At 38.6% G+C, this 21500-nt stretch carries 22 protein-coding genes; 2 read left to right on the top strand and 20 right to left on the bottom strand.

Annotation, left to right across the window (positions count from 1 at the left end; genetic code table 11):
* From fliW to BK581_RS15975, 12 genes are all read right to left on the bottom strand, one after another.
* Positions 1-453: a flagellar assembly protein FliW gene (gene fliW, locus BK581_RS16030; protein ID WP_078579111.1), complete on the bottom strand. Its 453-nt coding sequence runs from the start codon at positions 451-453 to the stop codon at positions 1-3.
* Positions 454-855: 402 nt separating this feature from the next.
* Entirely contained in the window at positions 856-1440 is a 585-nt protein-coding gene (locus BK581_RS16025; RefSeq protein WP_078579110.1) for a DUF6470 family protein, read from the bottom strand.
* An 86-nt stretch (positions 1441-1526) separates the two neighbouring features.
* On the bottom strand, positions 1527-2405 hold the full coding sequence (gene flgL, locus BK581_RS16020; RefSeq protein WP_078579109.1) for a flagellar hook-associated protein FlgL: 879 nt from the start codon (positions 2403-2405) through the stop codon (positions 1527-1529).
* A 27-nt stretch (positions 2406-2432) separates the two neighbouring features.
* Positions 2433-4016, bottom strand: coding sequence for a flagellar hook-associated protein FlgK (flgK, locus tag BK581_RS16015; protein WP_078579108.1), 1584 nt, complete (start codon positions 4014-4016; stop codon positions 2433-2435).
* Positions 4017-4138: 122 nt separating this feature from the next.
* Complete coding sequence (locus BK581_RS16010; RefSeq protein WP_078579107.1) at positions 4139-4639, bottom strand: flagellar protein FlgN; 501 nt, start codon at positions 4637-4639, stop codon at positions 4139-4141.
* Between the two features lie 22 nt (positions 4640-4661).
* The gene (gene flgM / locus BK581_RS16005; RefSeq protein ID WP_078579106.1) at positions 4662-4919 is read right to left on the bottom strand and encodes a flagellar biosynthesis anti-sigma factor FlgM; all 258 of its coding nucleotides are present in this window, start codon (positions 4917-4919) and stop codon (positions 4662-4664) included.
* A 463-nt stretch (positions 4920-5382) separates the two neighbouring features.
* Positions 5383-5820: a TIGR03826 family flagellar region protein gene (locus tag BK581_RS16000; RefSeq protein WP_078579105.1), complete on the bottom strand. Its 438-nt coding sequence runs from the start codon at positions 5818-5820 to the stop codon at positions 5383-5385.
* A 56-nt stretch (positions 5821-5876) separates the two neighbouring features.
* Positions 5877-6743 carry a ComF family protein gene (locus BK581_RS15995; RefSeq protein ID WP_078579104.1) on the bottom strand — a complete coding sequence of 289 codons (867 nt, stop codon included), beginning with the start codon at positions 6741-6743 and terminating at the stop codon, positions 5877-5879.
* 62 nt (positions 6744-6805) lie between these two features.
* On the bottom strand, positions 6806-8392 hold the full coding sequence (locus BK581_RS15990; protein ID WP_078579103.1) for a DEAD/DEAH box helicase: 1587 nt from the start codon (positions 8390-8392) through the stop codon (positions 6806-6808).
* Positions 8393-8563: 171 nt separating this feature from the next.
* Positions 8564-9445 carry a DegV family protein gene (locus BK581_RS15985; protein ID WP_245829101.1) on the bottom strand — a complete coding sequence of 294 codons (882 nt, stop codon included), beginning with the start codon at positions 9443-9445 and terminating at the stop codon, positions 8564-8566.
* Positions 9446-9731: 286 nt separating this feature from the next.
* Positions 9732-10430 (bottom strand): response regulator, encoded by a 699-nt coding sequence (locus BK581_RS15980; protein ID WP_078579102.1) that lies wholly within the window; start codon positions 10428-10430, stop codon positions 9732-9734.
* A gap of 134 nt (positions 10431-10564) precedes the next feature.
* The gene (locus tag BK581_RS15975; RefSeq protein WP_078579101.1) at positions 10565-11719 is read right to left on the bottom strand and encodes a sensor histidine kinase; all 1155 of its coding nucleotides are present in this window, start codon (positions 11717-11719) and stop codon (positions 10565-10567) included.
* Between the two features lie 591 nt (positions 11720-12310).
* On the opposite strand from BK581_RS15975, the gene BK581_RS15970 reads away from it, so the two are divergent.
* Entirely contained in the window at positions 12311-12943 is a 633-nt protein-coding gene (locus BK581_RS15970) for a YigZ family protein (RefSeq protein WP_078579100.1), read from the top strand.
* Between the two features lie 40 nt (positions 12944-12983).
* Here the strand turns inward: BK581_RS15970 and BK581_RS15965 are convergent, their stop codons facing one another.
* Positions 12984-13919: a hypothetical protein gene (locus tag BK581_RS15965; RefSeq protein ID WP_078579099.1), complete on the bottom strand. Its 936-nt coding sequence runs from the start codon at positions 13917-13919 to the stop codon at positions 12984-12986.
* A 140-nt stretch (positions 13920-14059) separates the two neighbouring features.
* Here BK581_RS15965 and BK581_RS15960 point away from each other — a divergent pair, with 140 nt between their 5' ends.
* Positions 14060-14404, top strand: a complete 345-nt coding sequence (locus tag BK581_RS15960; protein WP_245829232.1) for a helix-turn-helix domain-containing protein — start codon at positions 14060-14062, stop codon at positions 14402-14404.
* A 412-nt stretch (positions 14405-14816) separates the two neighbouring features.
* Here BK581_RS15960 and BK581_RS15955 read toward each other — a convergent pair whose 3' ends face one another.
* The 7 genes from BK581_RS15955 to BK581_RS15925 form a co-directional block, all read right to left on the bottom strand.
* On the bottom strand, positions 14817-15197 hold the full coding sequence (locus tag BK581_RS15955; protein WP_078579097.1) for a ComEA family DNA-binding protein: 381 nt from the start codon (positions 15195-15197) through the stop codon (positions 14817-14819).
* A gap of 126 nt (positions 15198-15323) precedes the next feature.
* Entirely contained in the window at positions 15324-16220 is an 897-nt protein-coding gene (locus BK581_RS15950) for an AEC family transporter (protein ID WP_078579096.1), read from the bottom strand.
* Positions 16221-16557: 337 nt separating this feature from the next.
* Entirely contained in the window at positions 16558-17247 is a 690-nt protein-coding gene (locus tag BK581_RS15945; protein ID WP_078579095.1) for a hypothetical protein, read from the bottom strand.
* Positions 17248-17799: 552 nt separating this feature from the next.
* The gene (locus tag BK581_RS15940; protein ID WP_078579094.1) at positions 17800-19347 is read right to left on the bottom strand and encodes an SPFH domain-containing protein; all 1548 of its coding nucleotides are present in this window, start codon (positions 19345-19347) and stop codon (positions 17800-17802) included.
* A 258-nt stretch (positions 19348-19605) separates the two neighbouring features.
* Positions 19606-20139 (bottom strand): hypothetical protein, encoded by a 534-nt coding sequence (locus BK581_RS15935; protein WP_078579093.1) that lies wholly within the window; start codon positions 20137-20139, stop codon positions 19606-19608.
* Between the two features lie 8 nt (positions 20140-20147).
* On the bottom strand, positions 20148-20732 hold the full coding sequence (locus BK581_RS15930; RefSeq protein ID WP_078579092.1) for a PspA/IM30 family protein: 585 nt from the start codon (positions 20730-20732) through the stop codon (positions 20148-20150).
* Between the two features lie 187 nt (positions 20733-20919).
* Entirely contained in the window at positions 20920-21480 is a 561-nt protein-coding gene (locus BK581_RS15925; RefSeq protein ID WP_078579091.1) for an FAD-dependent oxidoreductase, read from the bottom strand.
* Positions 21481-21500 lie beyond the last annotated feature (20 nt).

Here is a 21500-nt window from a genome sequence, read left to right as displayed (position 1 = left end):
TCATTCTCCCTTCTTCCCAGACGCTGCGACCGTTTGAAGCGAATGTTTCGTATGATAAGCAGAATCATTTAATACAATCTGTTTGCCTACTTTTTTCGCTGTATTAATGACAATGGGTCCTCGTAAGTTGGCAGTAGACTCTTCAAGGGTGTCACGTAATGTTAAGACGACAAAAACAACGACGTCTTCACTCTTTTCGATTTGTAACGCCTCCAACGTCTGATCTGACAAATCTGCCTCATAATCAGGAAAGAAAGCAAATGGTGTCATCACCACCAAGGCTAATCCGGGAGTGAGAGTAGATTGTAATATTGAAAACGGGCCAGGTTCTTCACTAAAGGGTAGGAGTATAAATGACTTCTCTTCTTCAAAGCTTGGAAGTCCTTGATTGAAGGTAATAATGTTTTGGCTATTTATCTCTGTCACACCTGAATATTTTGTATCTATTTGCAACTATCATCCCTCCAATATCATCTTTTTTTCATTGTAACGAAAAATAGCGCCCGTGTCTCGGTCAATTGATAAACGTTGTTAAAATGTAATTTAAAATAAGCCATAGTTCTCATTGACATTAGGTTTGTTAGATTGTTGGGATCTCTATTATGGTCATTCACATTGTTAGAAAATATTTAAATAAATAGACAGGGACTCTCTTTCTATTAAGGATAACAAGTTTTAAGTCACACTATCCATAATTAAAAATATTCAATGTTTTAATACTTTCTTCTTTCAACTCTTTAAAAGACTAGAGATATCGACCCCTTTTTTTATTTTGCAACCTTATCTCGATAAGATGCCGTCGTACACAACCTCCCACAACAATAAAAATACCTTGTGTAGTTTCTACACAAGGCCTTATAATTCTTTATTGATTGCACTTCCTGGAATCACAGAAAAGTGTATATTATTTTTTTGTTCTAAATAGACGTTTGTTTCCCACCTCGGCACCTGAATTTCAGGGTTATTTCGCTTCACATGAATAGCTACATGCGGTAAATCTGCATCGAACTGGAGTTCTGAAGGTGTGTAATTAATTTTCACCTTTCCCATATGCTCTGGTACAGCGGCAAAATTATACGATTTTGGTGCCCGTTCGCTTCGCTGTTTTGCTACTGATGCGAGCGCATTAGTATTGTTTTCGATCTTTTTTAGTTGTTCACCATGACGCATCGTTTCAGCGATAAATTGCATCACTTTCTGATTCCCTTTAGCTGCATTTTCTTTCCCACGGCGTAAAGGACTTTTTACATCAGCATCTGCAAAAGCTTCTGTTTGGTCAATATATAGCCGTGAGGCTGTTGTACTTATTCTTAGTTTTCCAGCTACATTCTGGTCAATTGTCATATCTGGTCCAGGCTGACGCATACTCATATACGGACGCGATTGTTGAATCCCTGTTTTAGCTTGAACTGCGGAAATAGCTATCTGTGGTAAAGTCATCAGCATTCCTCCTCTTGCACATTTTTCCTTCTACATAGATAGAAAAACTAGACTTATGCTACAGTCTAGTTTTAGGTAATCTGAGCCTATCTTAAAAAGTCCAGTAAAGAAGGCTGAATAATCCGCGAGCTGGAAGACAACGCTGCGCGATGGACGTTTTCTTGTGTCAATAATTGTGTAATAACTTCTGCCAGATCAGCATCTTCATTATCGGACATAATACGTGTCGCTAATACCTTTTGGTCTTGAAGGCGTTGATCCATCATTTCAACTCTGTTTACTCTCGCCCCTAAAGCCGCTCTCTCATTAATCGCATTATTTATATGGCCATCTACTGTATCAAGCATGGCAGACAATTCTTCTGCTGTCGTATCTTCATTCATCAGCATGTTTTCTAGTTGCTGTATATCGTTAAACATTTGCTGAGAGAAAACATTTTGTGGACTCACATTAACAGGCACTTTAACGCCTTTTAACAATTCAAGCTCAACATCATGTGTATTTGTGGAAAATGTGTCGTTTTCTAAGTCCACTGGTTTATTTGTCGTATTGGTACCATTAAATATATATTTATTATTAGATTTTGTATTAGCTAATGACTCTAAATGCTCTTTTAGTTGACGGACTTCTTCCGCAATATTCCCTCTTTGCCCTTCTTCATATGTGTCGTTCGACGCTTGAACGGTCAACTCACGTATTCTTTGTAAAGCACTAGTCGTATCATTTAAAGCTGAATCGGCGGAATCCATCCAATTGTATGCTTCTCCTAAATTCCGTTTAAATTGTTGGACTTCCACTAGTTGTGTGCGATAACGCATCCCATTCATCGCTACCACTGGATCCTGAGAAGGACGAGTAATCTTTTTACCAGTGGAAAGCTGATCTTGATACATTTTAAGTTGAGACATACTTGTATTTAAATGCCGAAGCGTACTAGTTGAGATCATTGATTGTGTTACACGCATTTTACGTCACCTCCCCCATTAAATCATTTATCTGCCTACTCGGCCCATACCGTTTATAATCGTATCTAACATTTCATCGACTGCAGTCATGTTACGCGCTGCCGCATTGTATGCATGCTGAAATTGAATCATATTAGCTAACTCTTCATCCAATGACACACTGCTTACAGCTTGTCGTCTTTCATTAATTGAGTTCGCTAGCGATTGGAAATTGTTTGTCATATTACTTGCTTCACTGACACCCACTGCCATACGCCCGATAACTCCTTGATAAAAGCTATCTAAGCTAGCCGTCTGACCACCGTAGTTTAATTGAGTACCTTTTACATTTGCTAAATTCAACGCATTAGATCCGTCACCAGCATAAGCAGTAGGATCGCCATTTTCATCTAGCACTTCACGAGCAGCCGCAATATTATCAGTGCTACTCAAGATAGCTTCTGACACTTTTAAGTATTTAGCTGATCCTTGAACCCCCCCACCGTGGGGATCTGCAAATTCAAAGAAGTTATAACCTGCTCCACCGTTGGCTTTTTCGCCTGCTTCAATTTCTGATAAGCTCCAGCCGCTGCTATGAACATTATTAAACTCCTCTACAAAGACAGAGATCATAGTATCTAAATTTTGCATCATTTCGTTATAGATACCTTTAACTTCGCCGCCTTCCATGTACCCATAAGCTTCTATCATGGCTTTAAGTGAGCCATTTGAATTAAAATCTTCAAAAGCAATTGCAGTGCCACCAATTAAAATTTCTGTAACTGGTCCATCAAGCTGACCGCCATCAGCATCTGTTACAGATATTTCATTATATTCAAACGTGGAGCCATCGAGTAGAACGATGTCATTTAAACGTTGACCGTTATTATCAAGTAAATGGATTGTATAGCGGCCTTCCGCCATTTCTTTCGCATTGCCACCACTAGGCACACGTTCCACTTCAATATTCATAAATTGAGACAATTCATCCACGAGCAGGTCACGTTTATCGTACAAGTCATTCGGGAGTAAACCGTGTACTTCTACGCTGGCAATCTGTTTATTAATTTCATTTATTTGGTTTAATACTGAATTAACTCGACTGTTTTCAACCCCAATTTGATCACGGTAATCGCGTTGAATTGTTTCAATAGACTCATACGTATGATTAAACGCTTCTGCAACAGCGACCCCTCGCTGTTGAAGGACAGCTCTAGCACCAGCATCCTCAGGGTTCGCCGACACATCTTCTAACGCCTGCCAAAATTGGTTAATTACTTTAGCATTTCCATTATCAAGTTCATTCATCACATCTTCCATGCGCTCCAAAGCCGCATACTTTGTACTCCAATATCCAAGCTTGGCATTCTCGCCTCTAAATTGTAAATCTAAAAACGAATCACGGATCCGTTGAATTTCACCGGCTTTAACTCCTGTACCAAGCTGACCTGGTATTCCTGGTTTGTTAAATGCAGGATTAGGAAAAGCTTCAGTTTGAGTAAAATTAACACGTTGTCTAGAGTAACCAGGTGTATTGGCATTCGCAATGTTATGGCCCGTTGTATATAGCGCTGCTTGTTGTGTGCTTAATGCACGGCGCATCGTTTCAAGACCGTGAAATGTTGATATCATGCTATTCTCTCCTTCTAACCCTTATTCATATGATCACTTGCACAATTGTTTCCTATTTTAATAGATTCAGATTTCCTTATACTCTGCAAGACAATAATAGCGTGTCTATTAACAAAGATAGCTTAAGCTTTTGAATCGAATAATGATGGTCCGCTGCCTTCCTTATCCTCAAAGTCTTCATTCCTACCATCATGTGAGTAGCTAGAAAATGGTGTTTTCGGAGACATGACATCGATTGAAAAATTTACAAAGCGTAAGGAATCTTCTAACAATTGGTGATTGAGATCATTTTGTTTTTTTAGTGTATGGATTTCTGTCATAAGTCGTTGTTGCCAGTAGTGTAATTGTTCGCGTTCAGACTCAGGGAACAGCGGCAGAAGATGTGCCATTGTCACTTCTTCTTCAAAAATACCTTTGTCTTCCATCCATTGTCGAATCACTGTCTGTCTTGCGTTTTCAAGTTTGCGTAGTTTTTGAATAAAAGGCGACTCTTCTTTCATGATTTGTTCAAGACCTTCTATATTTCCTTTTTTAATGATCTCTTCTTTTCTAACGGCTTGCTCATTAAAGCGTTCATGTACGACAGTCATCGCCTGTAAAATTTGTATTAGCTGCTCAACCACGCAATTTACACCTCACTAATCTTTAAAGATCCCAAAATTCATAAAGCTTTCTGGCAACTTCTTGATGGTTAATTTTATAGGTGCCATTCTCAATCTGCTGTTTCACTTGATTGACATGCTCTTGACGTTCTGGTGAGATTTCACTTCCTTCAGCCATTTTTTTCGCTGCCTCCGAAATTTGCACTTTATCAGATTGATTGATTTTATTTTGATCAACTTTTTGCTGTGCTTCTTGTGACTTTCGATATTGTTGGATTGAATGTGCTGGATTAATTTTCATTTTGTGCACCTCCTATAATTCCTTCGCTTATAACTGTTATACCTTTTCTTCTACCTTCTATATCGGCTAATGTTTAATGATCTTTAATGAACGTGAAAAAAATCTTATAGGTCACACGAATCATTTATTAAAACTAAATCGCCGCATTACACGCTATAGATATACTATTAGACCTAGTATAGGAATGGTTTGGGTAAGATAACTATTAAATAACTTTTACTCTGAAGCCGCGGTCGTATCATTCTCATGATTTCCTATCCTTAACTTTCTTATCCATATTGAAACGTCTTCTATCATAATTAAGTTGCTTTATTAGCCTTGTTTTCAGTTGAGGTTAAATACAAGTACATCGTGAGTTTAGAAAAGTTGGACCTGCCGCAAACTAGCTCACACTCTAATTTTCACCTGCCACCCTTAAAACAAGATAAAAAGTGCTCATCTCAAATGATGAACACTTTTTCAGCTATGGCTTTTCCCGCCTTACTTTGTCTCCAAGGGCACTATAGGTTTGATAACGAGCTCGTTCCCGATCTCTTTTCCTGTCTTCAAAGGCTTTTTGTTTTTCTCCTGCCTGAAGGCCTTCGTTAATCTCATCACGACAATTAACACATAAGCGCGCTTCACGAATTTTCGCTCCGCATTTCTCACACGGATACGTAAGGTTCGGAAACTGTGATAAATGGAGTCTTCCTTCACGAACAAACTGCATAATGAGATCAATTTCAACCTCGGTAGCTTCATGCACTTCTTCAATCGAAGCTCGTCGGTTTTCTCTTTTTCTAATGAATGTGTAAACGGTCTCGAATTTTTCTTCCACTTCTCGTGCACATGCATCACATACCGGTCGTAGGGCTTTCACAAACAATTTATCACAGTTCGGACAATTTTGTAATTCAGGCATTTTTGACCCCTCTTTCTACTCATATATATTTTATATCGACTTTTCCAAACGAGGTATTAAGTCTTATTTTTTATTTGCCCAACAGCTCGCGCTACTGTCACACTATATACGATAGCTGCTCCTCTTCTATAAAAAAGCTCGGCTGCTGCCCGGAGAGTAGTCCCTGTCGTATAAATGTCATCAATAATAAGAATATATTTATCCTTCCATATTCTTTCATTAGCTTCTTTCGTAAATTCAAAAATATGCTCATGAAACACAGCAATCCTGCTTTTTCTCCCTCGCTTACTTTGCTTCCCCGCCGTCCCTCTACGTTGAAGTATTTCCTGCCAAGGAAATGCCTGAGCTAATAAAGCACTTTGATTAAAGCCTCGTTCCCAAAGTCGCTCATCTGTTAAAGGAATGACTGTCACACAATCAATGCGACCAATCGATTTTGTTAGTTCTTTAAGTCCATCAGTAAACAACTCAGCCAACTTAGCATCCCCTCTATATTTAAACTTGGCTATAAGTTCTTGCATGAATACATTATATGTGTAGAGAGCTCTATGTTGTACAGGGTGTGTCGATAACAGCGGTGTAGTTGACCACCAATGGCAATCGCTGCATAGGTGACTTGGATTGTGACTAAACAAGGGAGGGAGGCTATTCGTGCCAGTAGAAGGAATAAAATCCCCGTTCTGTTCGTTAGATGAAATATGCTTACCTTTCAAACTAAACCTTCCACTAGTTTTTTCTTTACGTTGAATGGGGCGTCCACACATATCACAACAAATCATCTTTATTGGCTCGAGCTTACTATCACAATCGGCACATAGAAGCTTCTTAGCCTCAATTCCGACAAAAGACTGCCAGCTTACCTCTGTACTAAAGACGTTATGGCAATAGAGACATCGATCACTTCCATTTAAAATAGCAGTCATTCTTCTTCCCCCGCTCTCTTTTAATGGGCCTTCTAGTTAACATAACGCGTGTAAATTTCACGTTAAAAAGTATCATTCATTCGTTTTATATGGTTTACCGCATCTACCATAGCTTTAGTTTTCCCATGGTGAAAATAACTAACGTCTCCTTCTGGAGCAACTGGACTACGGCCAGCTCTACCTGCAATCTGAACTAACGCCGCCTCAGTGAATATCGTATCTTCAGCTCCCAGGACAGCTACTTGAATATCCTTAATAGTAATACCCCGTTCGAGTATTGTTGTTGTTAACAGTAGGCGTGTATGGCCATTTCTAAAACGCATGACTTTCTCTCTCCGTTCTGCCTCCTCAGCATAAACGGCATCTATTTTTTGTTGTTTGAACACTGTTTTAATGACTTTTTCGGCTATTTTCATTACATTTACTGCTGGAAAAAATAATAAAATTTGTTTATGATCGTTTAAATGTTTAGAAAGCCAGGATGCTAGAGGAAGGGGAAGATGATTTTTTGAAAGCTTTTTCCGCCAGTTACCTATCCAAATGAACTGAGGTTCTGGCAAAGGATGGCCATGATAGCGTTGGGTCACCTTTACATAAGCCAGTTCTTCATTTTTTACCTTTTTCTTGAATGCTTTAGAGGGAGTTGCAGTAAGGTAGACCGTAAGACTTTGGCTGGCCCTTGCACGCTCAATAGCGAATTGTAACTTCTTGTCATGTGTATAAGGAAAAGCATCCACTTCGTCAATAATAACAAGGGGAAAAAATCGTGAGTATCGAAGAACTTGATGGGTCGTAGCCACATAGATTTGGCTTTGAGCATAACGGGCCTCTTCACTTATTCCTCCATAAAAACCATTGACATCCGTATTAGGAAAGGAGGCTTTCAACCGAGGAATTAATTCTAATACCACATCTGTTCGAGGAGTTGCAATAAGAATCGGGAACTGAGCCTTTAATGCTCGTTCTATTAATGAAAATAACATTTCTGTTTTTCCAGCGCCACACACTGCCCATACTAGACACTCCTTTCGTTCTTTTAGCGTCTCTAATTGTTGTCTCAAAAACTTTGATGCTTTCTCTTGTTCTAACGTGAGGGAACCTGTCCACGCCATCTGGGGCACATTCATTACTCGCTCCTCATTCCCCTCCCAAGTAAGTAAAGGCGTACAAGATGTTACACGTCCCATCATGAGACATGCCCGACAGTAGATGCAATTTTTCTTACATCGGCTACATGTAAACCGTCCAAACAGAAATGAATCATTATTACCACATCTGTTACACGTAGGTTCTGAGGTTCTAAAATCTAGACCTGCTTTATACTGTATATAGCCATTACCCACGTGTTCATGAATGAGTTTCAACGGTATTTTTTGAACAACCTCGTCTAACAATAACAGTCGACCCGTTAACATGGTTTTTAATGCTTTTTCAGGTTGATAGGTTTTATTGACGTTGGGAAAATACCATTTAGTGAATGGATAGTCTGATAAGCGAATGAGCGAAGAACGTTTAATGTTATGAGGGGGTATTGACGAAGGTAATAACCTTTCAGGAATAAGCCATTGCTTCCTTTTACACTTGAATGAATAAGGAAAAAGTGTGGGATGATCGTTTATTTCCCATTGATTAGCGGCATAAAAACGCAAGTGTGCTACCTCCTTTAACGATATGATGTTTTTAATGGATATCCTAATTATTGATCTCTTACTGGGATAAAAAGGGGTAAGGTATTAAAGCGAGGCTGCTCCAGTTTCATTTAAGAATATAAGAGGAAAAGGGAGTTTGCTGCCTCCCTTTTAATTTGTCTCATTTTTTATTTATACTTGGGTCTCTACCCATCCGATGCCAAGGCTACCCTCACCTAGATGAGTGCCAATAACTGGACCAAAATAGCTAAGGTGGACGTTCGTAGCTGGATATTTACCTTTTAATTCTGCTGCTATTTCTTCTGCTTTTTCAGGCCGGTTAGCATGAATCACAACAATATCCAAGGCAACTCCACCTTTGGCATCATTATCAAGCAATGAATATATTTTCGCTAGTGCTTTTTTTGCAGTTCTTACTTTTTCATAAGGGACAATCACTTTGTTGTCAAAATGAAGAACAGGTTTTATTTGCAGTAAGCTTCCTACCACAAGCTGAGCGCCATTTAATCGGCCACCTCGGTGAAGATGACTGAGGTCATCTGCCATAAAATACGCACGGCTCTTCTTTTTCATACTTTCCAGTTGAGCTAGAATGGCTTGAGATTCAATCCCCTTTCGCACCATTTTTGCCGCAGCTAATACAAACAAACCTTGTACCATACAACTGACTTCTGAATCAAACACATGCACGTTCACATTATCTGTCATATTTCCAGCCGCAACAGCTGTCTGATAAGTGCCGCTAATGCCACTTGATAGTGTAATGACGATTATCTCATCGTGTTCTTGTCCAAGCTGATGAAACGTTTCTTCAAAAAGACCAATAGAAGGCTGTGATGTCGTTGGTAATTCATCAGCTTCCCTCATTTTTTCGTAAAATGTCTCTGTGGTTAAATCTCCTTCTTTAAAGACCGTTTCCCCAAAAATAACGTTAAGAGGGACCATTGTAATATTGTATTGCTTACGTAAATCTTGTGGGATATATGCTGTGCTGTCAGTTACTATTGCAATATCACTCATAAAGATTCTCACTTCTTCCTTCTTTATTTGCATTATGAGAATCCAGTTTTTCTTTTCTCATAACTTCAGTTATCCCTATAATATCAAGGGATAACTAGGCATGTCCACACAAACATGCACCTGTCGTAGACACAGGTGCATGTTTACTTTTTTATATAAGATATAAAACGAACCGTCAATCAGTGGGGGTTTTTGTTCTTCTACCAGTGATTGTCAGTTGAGTCAATCAGGACATTAGCGTCCGTTAGCTCTCGCCTAAATAGATATCGCTCTCCTCTCTATGTTGAGCAGGGAACGGATAGTCATCTGTGATAAAAGCTTAATTAACTTTTACCCATCCATTTTTAATCGCTTCAACGACCGCTTGTGTTCTATCATTCATGTTCATTTTCTGTAAAATGTTACTCACATGGTTTTTAACCGTTTTTTCACTAATATACAAAGCTTCTCCGATAGCTCGGTTACTTTTCCCATCTGTCATAAGCTGTAAAACTTCACACTCACGACGTGTAAGAAGGTGAAGTGGCCTACGGTATTCCACTTCTCTGAAACCAATTTCTGTTTCAGTGCCATTATCAGAAGCTAAACGTCTATATTCATTAATTAAATTGTGGGTAACTTTAGGATGAATATACGCGCCCCCATCCCCTACAACTTTCACTGCTTCAATGAGTGCTTCAGTGTCCATCTCTTTAAGAAGATAGCCAGATGCCCCCGTCTTTAAGACGTGTGTGACATACGTTTCGTCGTCATGAATAGAAAGGATAAGAACTTTAACATCAGGGAAAGTTTCTACAAGATTTTTAGTTGCTTCCATACCATTCACATTCGGCATGTTAATATCCATCAACACAACATCCGGTCGTGTTTGTCTTACGAGATTTATAACATCTTCTCCGTCATTACCTTCTGCTGCAACCTCAAAATTAGGTTCCATGCTTAAGATCCGTTTAACCCCTTCACGGAATAATTGGTGGTCGTCGATAAGTACTATGCGTAGTTGATTTTCTCTTTCCATTTCGTTCTCCTCCTGTTATTGATGATATATTTATACGAATTCAGTTATGTTTTTTCTCCTATTTAAAAGGATCGTCTAATGGGTCTAATTTGTATATCGGACAAAGATCGTCTTTTTTTAGGTCTTATTGACTATTACACTTCAGCAACTCGATTATTTGCTGGTGGTTTAACCGGTACTTGTACCATAATCAGCGTTCCTTTTCCCGGTTTAGAGTCAATACTTAAGCGTCCATCTAGCATATTTATTCGTTCTTTCATACCAACGAGTCCAAAGCTGCCTTCTTTTTTTACCGCAGGATCAAACCCTTTACCATCATCTTTAATAACAGCATTTACGATATCTTTTTTCATTTCCATCTTCACGACTATTTCTGTTGCCTCTGCATGTTTGCATGCATTTTGGACCGCTTCTTGTATAAAACGGAAAATCGCCACTTCCATTTCTGAAGGAAGACGCTGGTCTTTCCCTAATCTTTGGAATGTAATAGACACACCTGTATGTTCTTCTGCATTTCTCAGATACTTTGTTAATGTTGGCACAAGTCCAAGATCATCAAGTGTCATCGGTCGAAGATCATAAATAATTCTACGAACTTCACTCAACGAGTTTTTAACCATCCGTCTCAAATCATGAATTTCTACCCTAGCTTTCTCTACCCCATCTTGATCAAGTACTTTTTCGACGAGCTCAGATCTTAGCATCACATTCGCCATCGTTTGAGCTGGCCCATCATGGATTTCACGGGAGATTTTCTTTCGTTCTTCTTCCTGAGCTTGAATGATTTTCAATCCGAATTGCTGCATTTCTTCAGCATCGGCTATAATATCAGATACTTGTTGCAAGTCTCCAGTTAAATAATTGATCACTACATTAATTTGATTAATTAAGTGATCGGCCCGCTCCATTGTTTCCCCAAGCTTCATAAGCCGACGCTCGATGTGATCTCTTCGATCACGTAATTGTTTTTCCTCTTGGTGCAAGAGGGCTAGCTTCACTTGATAATCATTAGCTTGCTCATAAGCTTCACGAACTTCTTCATCACTGTAACTGGCAAAATGCTTGCTTACTTCTGCCAGCCTGTTTCTTGCAAATCGTGAATGAAGCTCTGTCTTTTCAGATTGTTCGATTAATTGCACGACTTTTTCTTGAATTTGTGATAATTCTTTTTTTAGTGTCTGGTATTCATGACGAGATTCTTCTCCTATTTCAAATATTTCTACTTTACTGCTTCCGACCATATCCATCATTTTTTCTAAAATAACTTCTATTGAACGAACGGAACTCATCCAAACCCTCACTTTCTGTAAAGCAAATAGATCAATGTGAAAGGACGACAGATTATACCCTTTTAATTCAGTGCATGTTATCTAATGATTGTCAGACCTTCCGGATCATGGATGACGACCCCGCTATATTAAATAAATCAGTCTTTTGGATGATATTACGTTGCTTCACATATACTCGTGACCAACTTTTGATTTATGGGGGTAATCCGACAAATGATACATTTTATAAATAAATTCAGTATGAAAAATTACGGTGGTCGTATACAATCTTATCATATTTAAGAGAATAAACGGTGCCGAAGTTATTTTATTGGTAAATAACACCTCGAACGAAGGACCATTTTAACCCATTTGCTAATTGATAACAATTCTTTCTCTTTGAGAGAAAAATGATCCTAAGATACTTATAAATTGTTATAACTTGACACGATTACTTATCCATCATACCCTAAATTAACGCATATTCCTCGTCTTTTTACAACTTTTCTATAATTTTTTACAATTAATAATTGTTATAATTACGTAGTATTAAACTGGCTGTTTAATAAACTACTTTCTACTATTTTCGGCTAGAACAGGAGAGATTTATCCATGCTTTCGACTTATTTTACTGTTAAAAATTTTGTAGAACATGAAATTATCATCCAAAAGTCACGGTTTATTGCTCACGTACTTCGTGTTACTTCTGAAGAAGAAGCGCAAGCATTTATTGCCTCTGTAAAAAAAGACCATTGGAATGCCACTCATAATTGCTCTTGTTATATGATCGGAGAGCATGACCTTATTCAGAAAGCCAATGATGACGGTGAGCCCTCTGGCACAGCTGGTGTACCAATGCTAGACGTTTTAAAGAAACAACGTTTAAAAGATACGGCAGTGGTTGTAACACGCTATTTCGGGGGGATAAAACTGGGTGCCGGAGGACTCATTCGGGCTTATAGTCAGGCAACAAGTGAGGGGATACGAGCAGCTGGGATTGTTAAAAGAAATCTTATGACGATTTATAAAGTGACCGTTGATTATACACTACTCGGAAAGGTGGAAAATGAAACAAGAGCTTCTTCTTACATACTTCGTGATAGTGAGTATATGGAGCAAGTCACTCTTTGGATTTACGTAAATGCAAAAGAAGAAGCTGATTTTGAAGCGTGGATGACTGATTTAACACACGGTAAAGCACATATTAAACGCGAGGGCTGTGACTACATAGAAGAAGACGTATGACCCTCCAAAATGGGTCTGTTACATGCGAGTCCTGATACGTTTAGCCAGAAACTTGTTTCACTTTATATACAGGGATTTGTACTTCACAAGCCTCTTTTAAATAAACAGTTTCCACGCCAGCATCTTGTAAATGCCTCTCTGCCATGGCAAGACATAAAATAAATTCAGGATCTCTCGTATAATTTAGGTGGAATATTGGAAAAGATAATATGAACTTATTATTCCGTACTGTCGAAAATAACGTAATACCATCAAACGACATCGATTCATAAAACATCTTTTCAAACAATGGAAATAGCGCCATTGAGGCTTTGTTTAAATCAGCTTGAATGTAAATTGATTTTGGGCTTGTTTCGTATCGCAGCCACCCTTCCATTTCCGGACAGAGTTGACAAAATCGTGTCATTAGACCTTCTAAAAACTGCTTCATACTCATAACTTCTACGGCTGTCTCTCCCTTGGTTCTATAAAAATCATTGTACAGTTGCAAGTAAGCCTTCCCACGATGGATTTCCTTTAACAAATACGCCAGCCACGGATGGTCTGCTAAGTGTGTTTCCGTTGATAGTTTTTGAAGCATGACGGCAATCGGCGTAAAGATATTTAAAATTTGATGGGAGTACCGTCTATTTGTTAATCTTGCCAGTTCCTTAAATATCGTTATCTCTCTAGGGTATTTACCAACGCTTGTAATTTTCGAAGAACTCATTTTTTTCACGTAAATAACATAGGCATCGTCATTGTTAATTCGTGCCTCCTTGATAGTTATTTTCCAGCACGGATGCATATGAATTTCCATTTCATGAATCGCCTCTTTACTGATTGCTTTCTTTTTTAACAGTTGATCCATCACATGAAAAATATGAAGTGGAAAGCTTTTATCTCCAGGGAAATCTATCCATATACATTTTAATAAGCGATCATGAACAGAAATAATAGATAAACCATCGCAAACTTTCATTAGACGTGTTTCCAAATGCGCTCCCTCCAATATGCAGACAGGTATGATAAGACACATGATACAATTTATCCCATTATAAAACACATTACGAGGATTAACAACACAAATTGTAATATTTTATTTTGAAATTTTTTAAGAGTGTTACATTGAAATTGGTGATGACGATGAGTTCATTTGGTAAACAATTGAAAAGGCTTAGACTACAGCATGAGTTAAAGCAGGAAGACTTAGCAGCTAAACTGAATATTAGTAAAAGTGCTGTCAGCATGTATGAACGCGATGAGCGTGAACCTTCTTTTCAACTTGTGAAGGAATTAGCTCGATTTTTTGATGTGTCCACTGATGATCTACTGGGCCATCATGACTCAAAGCAAGAACATGAAAACCCGGTCTTGTCATTAGAACAATTAAGTGATGATGAAGTTGAGTATTTGAAAGAGTCTTTAGAAATTTATCGTAAAATGAAACGCAATGACTGGAAACGACATACAAATAAATAAGTCTTTTGCTCGTTTTTTTAAAATAAAAAAAGCTGTCTAGATGACTTTTTATCTAGGCAGCTTTTATATTTTTCACTCATTGTGCAAGTCTAACAACTAAATCATAGTCCAGAACCATGTCTTCAGACCTATGATTAATGACTCATATTTATTAGTTGAGACGGTCTCTCATATAGGTTCCCATGACAAACTACGAGAGCTTAACATCTCACTTAACACATCCTCACCTAAAACGGACCTTCGATCAGTGGGTGTTTCCGTTCCTTTCACTGATTGTTAGTTGAGAATTGAGCGAATCAGAACATTGCCTTCCGTTATCTCCCAACTAAATAGATGTGGCTCTCCTCACTATTTCCAGCCGGAATTTTTATGGACGGTTATCTGTAATAAATGAAATTATTATTCTTACTATCTATGTAACGGTTATATATGGCTTAATAGTCGCTAGTTTTTTGTCACCGATACCCGTCACTTGGAGTAAATCTTCTATTCGGTTATAATCCCCAATATTTGCACGAACATGCACAATTTTCTTTGACAAATCACTTCCGATACCAGGAATGTGTAGGAGTTCTTCCTCTGACGCCTCATTAATATTTAATATCCTTCCATCCGCCTCTTCACCTTCAGCATTCAGCTCCCTATCATGAGCCACTTTTATAGAAGTGGTTGTTCCGTTAGTTTCCCCTTCTCCATTCTGTGAGACCTGCTGTCGTTTAACAGTCATAAAAGGTAGAATAAATTTTTTGACGATAACTAGAGTCATTACCACTGCCAAAATTTTCTTTACCATTCAAGCCCCTCCGCTCTTATATCATTACATTCTATTATAACAGTGTCATTCATGGTTGTCTCTTTAGAAAGACACTGATCTATAAAATGAGGATAGCTTAATTTTTAATCTGTATAACATCGCTATCTATCCTAGTAGCGACAGAATAAGTGTCAATGTCCCTATACTTAGTAATGTGGTTATTAGTGTGATACTAGAAACTAACTTCGGTTCAGCATCAAACTCCACTGCATACATGACGATGGTTGCCGCTGAGGGCATTGCAGCAGAAATGATTAAAACATTTGCAAGTAGTGGATCTAATGGTAAGAATAAAGTTATTCCCCAGGCGATCAAGGGGGAAATAATGAGCCTTACTACACTGCCATAAGAGACTTTACCCCAGTCAAATGTCGTCCACTCTATTTTTGCAAGCTGCATGCCTAAAATTAACATGACTGTCGGGATAGCTGCTTGTGAGATAAGATCGACCGGTTGCATAAGCGTCATCGGGACAGTGAGTCCGAGGATTTTCAACAATAAAGCTCCAAGTACCGCGTAAGTGACTGGCATGGCAAGGAGAACCTTTAACGCTGTTTTAACACCTGACACCCCTCTAGCTGCATAATAAACACCGAAAAAGTTCATAATGACAGCCTGAAGAACCATGAAGGACACTGCAAAAGCAAATCCTTCCTGACCATATGCAAATAATATAATTGGGGCACCATAATTTCCCGAATTCATAAAAGCTGTAGATAAGATTAGTCCATCACTTGTACTTGAGGAGTATTTCATACGCCAACAGTAAATTTTATTGATTATAATTAAAGTGAACAACAAAATTAACGCAAAAACGACCATATAAATATATTGCATATTCATGTCAGCTTCATAAAACGTTCTAAATACTAGAGCAGGCGTTAATATATAGATGGCCACTGTGGAAACAGGCTTTATATCAAATTTGCGCCATTTTTGGACGATATAGCCTACTAAAAACACGAGTAATACGGGCAGCACAACTGAAATAAAAATCGACATGTTATCGCTTCTTCCTACTATGATATCCTTCAAAAGGTGATTCTCGTTCTGCATGGAATGAAAAATTAATCTCTTAAACTCTTTTATCTATCGTAACATATGAATTCAAGCATCGGCTTAAAACTCAAACTAAAAGAGCTACCTTTACAAAGATGCCCTTTTACCTTTCATATCTATGTTCAATTAAACGAACTCACTTCTCTCAAACGAACCTTCAATCAGCGGCGTTTTACGGACGGTTGTCTGTGGTAAAACTTCACCTGTAAAACCGACTAATAGGCTGATCTTCCCTATTAATGAAGCATTAAAACTCTTCGTATCATTGGATATTCAACCTTCATCCAAACAGTTGACGGAAAAAATTAAGGAGGTGTTGAAAGATTGAGTGTTCGTCTTTCACTTCGTTAACTTCCGCTTCGTTCAAATGGTCATTTTTTGCGGATAAATTGCTCTCATTTACTAGAAGATCTATCTCCTGACCTTCAACTACATGTATCATATCTTCACCGAACTCATCATAAATCAGTTGAGCCGTTTCATTCGTGTACGGTAAAACACCTAATTCTACCTGATTACCTATGATGTCAACACCTGTGTGAAGAAGGGATATCCCTTTTTCTTCAAACCACGTCCATTCCGCATCAATTTCTGCCTGCTTCTCACTTAACGCCTGTTCAGTATAATCGACGTTTCTAAATATAATGTCTGTCGGTTCTTTTACTAATTGCTCCATCTCTTCTTTATGTGCTTTATCAATAGGGTTAATGAAAGAAAAGACGAGGAGACCAAGATCATTGTCAGTTCTATCTATATGCATACTTGCAAATGAGTCACTTAAATGGTCATTAATATATGCTAACACGATTTCAGTTGATTCAGTATGATTAAGATCGACACCCTCTTTTTCCCATTCAATCACGTTGTCTGTAAAATCATCTGCATGAGCTTGTAAATCGTTTATAAATAAAGTAAGTAGCGTGCACACGATAACACTCGTTAGACTGAGATTCATGACAAATAACTTCATGCTCCTTCCACCTCACTTAGAAATTAAGTCGTATCTTTCAAACGTCACTTATTTAGACGATAGTTAAACTAAGTTGTTTCTATGCAAACCAAAAATCACATAAAACGAACCTTCAATCAGTGGACGTTTTGCTCTTTTCCACTGATTGGTAGTTGAGTTAATCAGGACATTAGCGGTCGTTAACTCCTGACTAAATAGCTTTAGCTCTCCTCTCTATATCAAGCTGGCAGTTTTACGAACGCTTATCTGTGGTAAACTTATTGTGCCTTTCTTGAGAGATATTCCTTTGTTTTGTCACCACATAAAAAACGCGTTAATTATAAGTATGTCCATATGAAAAAGCCTATGACGCTATAATAACGACATAGACTGCACTAATATAGAACGAACGATCAATCAGTGGGTGTTTTTCCCCCACTGATTGATCGTTGAGTGAATCAAGGTATTTGCGTTCGTTTCTCCCGCTTAAATAGATTTATTTCTCCTCTCTATTTTGAAGCGGGAGTTTTCGGACGGTTATGGTGTGATAAACTATCTCAAAGCAATTAGTAATTAATTTTCATTATTTTCTACTTGTTTCTCCGTTTTCTCAGGGGCTTCAGCTGGTACTTGGTGATCTGTTGAATCTACATTACCTTTTCCAGTAAAGTTTTCTAGAAGTTCATTGACATCTATGCCCGATGCCGCCTTCAAGTTTTCCGGTAGCGTAGCCATTAAATCCGTCACATAGGACGACATTTTACCAGCACCACTTGGACCACCATTCTTGCCGCTGCCGCCTGTATCCACAACAGTGACTTTATCAATCGCACTAAGTGGGGCAGAAATCTCTTTTGCATAGGCTGGAAGCATCTCCAGAATCATGCTGAGTTTAGCCGCTTCACCATAGTACCTGTAAGCTTCGGCCAGTTTTTTCTTTGCTTCGGCTTCCGCTTCACCCTTTTTAAAGATAACGCTCGCTTCTGCTTCACCTTTTTTAAAGGTAACCGTGGCTTCTGCTTCACCGCGATATCTTTCTGCATCAGCATTGGCTTTCGCTTCGGCTTCAATTTGATATTGGCTCGCTTCTGCAGCTCTCATCTGCTGTACTTTTGCCGCTTCAGCTCTTTGCTCTTGCTCATAACGGTCAGCATCTGCTTTTTTACGAACTTCTGCATCATATTGTTTTTCACGACGAATAATTTCACGTTCTTCAAGTTCAATCTGTTTATCTCGTTCAATAATTTGAATTTGCATTTGCTCTTGTGTTACTTGTTGCTTTGATTTGGCCGTTTGTAAATCATAAGCCTGATCAGCTTCGGCTCGAGCTTGATCTTGCTCACGTGTATATTGAGCAATCTTTAATTGCTTTTCCTTTTCAGAGTTGGCAATTTCTGTGTCTCTGATAAGCTCTTGGGCTTTAGCTTCTTGCTCTGCACGGGCATTTTCAATTCTTGCTTCTTTCTTCCGCTCAGCTTCCGCCACTGCTGCATTCCGTTTAATTTCTGCAATTCTCGGTTTACCAAGTGCATCAAGATACCCTTGAGCATCGGTTACTTCTTGTAGTGTAAACGACTTAATTTCAAGCCCCATTTTATTAAAATCTCGCGAAGCAACAGCTTGCACTTCTTGGTTAAATCTTTCTCTATTGTTATTAATGTCTTCCACACTCATAGAGCCAAGAATGGATCGTAAATGACCTCTTAAGACATCTTGGACTTCTTCTTCAAATTCATCTGTTTTTTTACCTAAGTATTGTTCAGCAGCTGTGGCGATTTCCTCCATCGTTGAGCCTACTTTTATAATCGCAACACCGTCTACGGAAACTGGAACCCCTTGTTCAGTATAAGCGCCACTCGTTCGTACATCCAAACTATAGTTAGCTAAACTAAATTTAGCGTATTGCTGGAAGACTGGAACAACAAACGCCCCGCCACCACGAATGATTTTCATTTTTTTACCTTCTGCATCTTCCGAAACATTTTTGCCTTTTCCTAAGTAACTACCTGTTACAATAAGTGCTTCGTTCGGACCAGATGTTTGATAACGTGTAAAGTAAACACCCAAAAGAACGAGAAATACTAGACCAACTACAACGGCTACTAAAAACATCCCTTCCATTATTCCACTCCTTTAATGTGTAATGACGTCTTTTATGCTTCACTCTTTTTTTCACCTCTGGCACTGCCATATCGGCAATAGCTAGAGGGTCTTACGTTAGCCTTTAATAAGAACAGAGCTATTAAAGGATTAATAAGAAACATGACTAGCCTCTATGAGACATGATTAGACGAATTGACTAAATGAGCTTCACTCGACATGGTCAGCTAAACTTCCAACATTAATAAGTATCAGCGTGCTTATTTATAGTCTTCTTTATTAGTCATAGTGCTTTGACACAAGAAAAACACCTTCCTCATCAATATCAATGACAAGAATGTTGGTTCCTTCAGGAAGGGCTTCACCATCAAAGCTTTTTGCGGCTTTACTGACAGTCCCGTGAGGGCGAGAAATAATAATCTCTCCGAAGCCATCAGCCGGAATGGTAGTAAACACTTCACCAACGGCCCCTTTTAATTCTTTAATAGAGTAAGAGGTATTTTTCTCGGATCGCTTAAACGGAAGAATAATAAAATAATTCACAAGAATAATCACAATCGCTGAAATAAGCAAATTAATGACTAAGATCGTCCAAGGTGCCATGAAAAAGGCGATTGTTTCAAGAACGTAGCCAAATCCTCCTACAAGTGTAATGTAACCAATGATTGTGATCGGGTTAAAGAGACCATCAATCCCTATATTCATTAACCCCTCAAGCAAATCGCCGATCAATATGTAGAGGATTGTTAGTATAACACCAGCGATTAATAAAAAAAGGTAAATGGATTCAATTGAATAACCGAACATCTCCATAATGCCACCTAATTTCTGTTCTTAATAGATCGTTTTAATTCTTCCAATGTCTTTTCAACACGCTGATTCTCATCATCTGATCCCTGCTGACCTAAATCGGTATTCCCACTCGCCTCATCAACTATCATTGCTTCTTCAATGTCATTTACGGCGGAAGGGGAAGGAAAGTTTCGTTTCATTTGTAAATCATTCTTTTTTTGCTGTAGATGTTCGTATTTCGCCATTTGTTCATTAATATGCTGCATGATGTCCTGCTTATGTGTCTGAGCCCCTGCATATAAGCTGGCAATTTCCTGAACATGCTTATCTAACTGCTCCTTTTTAATAAGCGCCAGTCTAGCTGAATCGTCATCACCTTCTGCTAAAAAATGACGGGCATCCTTTTCTCGTTGCCATGAGTCCACTTTAGCCTCATCTAGTCGCCGTTTAAGACGTTTTTCAGCAGCTACTTGTTTATTTAATGATATTTTCATATCCTCAAGCTCACTATTTAATTCATCTAAGAGGTCATCCACCATGTGAAGCGGATCTTCAGCTTGTGGATGCTCTTCACCCTCTCGAAACAGACGCTTCAGCCTATTAATCCACAGCATTTCCCTTCTCCCCTCCTTCCACACTTAAAATGATCACTACAAACAGTATAAAGAAACTCTATAACGAACGAAAGGGCTATTTCATAATTTTAACTTTTATTCAGGTATTAAATCGTTTACAATCTAATTTTCTCCCGATTTGAGCAAAAAAGATTGGGATCGTCCTCCTCTCCCAATCCTTTTTACCTTATTTTAAAATATCATGATCCACATAACGTTCGCCATTTAATTCACTAATGACATTAATCGCTACCTCAGCGCCATGGCCTGCAGTAATGATCGTGTGAACACTGAGGCCTGCACACGTGCCAGCTGCCCATACTCCTGGTTTATTTGTTTTACCGTCACGATCTACCTTAATGACCGTCTTAATTCGTGGTTCTGTTCCTTCCACTGTTTCTATCCCAGACTTTTCTGCTATATCAGCTAGGATACCCGTTGCTAAGATGACATGACGCGCTTCATAAGTACTACTTTCAGTTGTGACATTTACAGTTTTCTCGTTACTTATAACAGCTGTTACTGCGCTTTTTTCTACTATGGCACCGAATTTTTTCGTTTGTTCAATTCCTGTTTCTATTAAGTCTGGCCCTGTGACTTCTTTTACTCCATAGTGGTTTTCTATCCACGCTTTCTTAGTTATGCTTTTATCACTGTCGATCAAAAGAGTTCTCTTGCCTGCTTTAGCGGTAAAAAGAGCTGCGCTTGCGCCTGCTGGTCCTGCTCCCACAACTATAACATCATACATTAGCAGTCTCATCCTTCCCT

This window comes from Salipaludibacillus agaradhaerens (genome assembly GCF_002019735.1).
GTDB lineage: Bacteria > Bacillota > Bacilli > Bacillales > Salisediminibacteriaceae > Salipaludibacillus > Salipaludibacillus agaradhaerens.
Note: the sequence above shows the minus strand (reverse complement) of the source record. Positions and strands in the feature narration are given on the sequence as shown.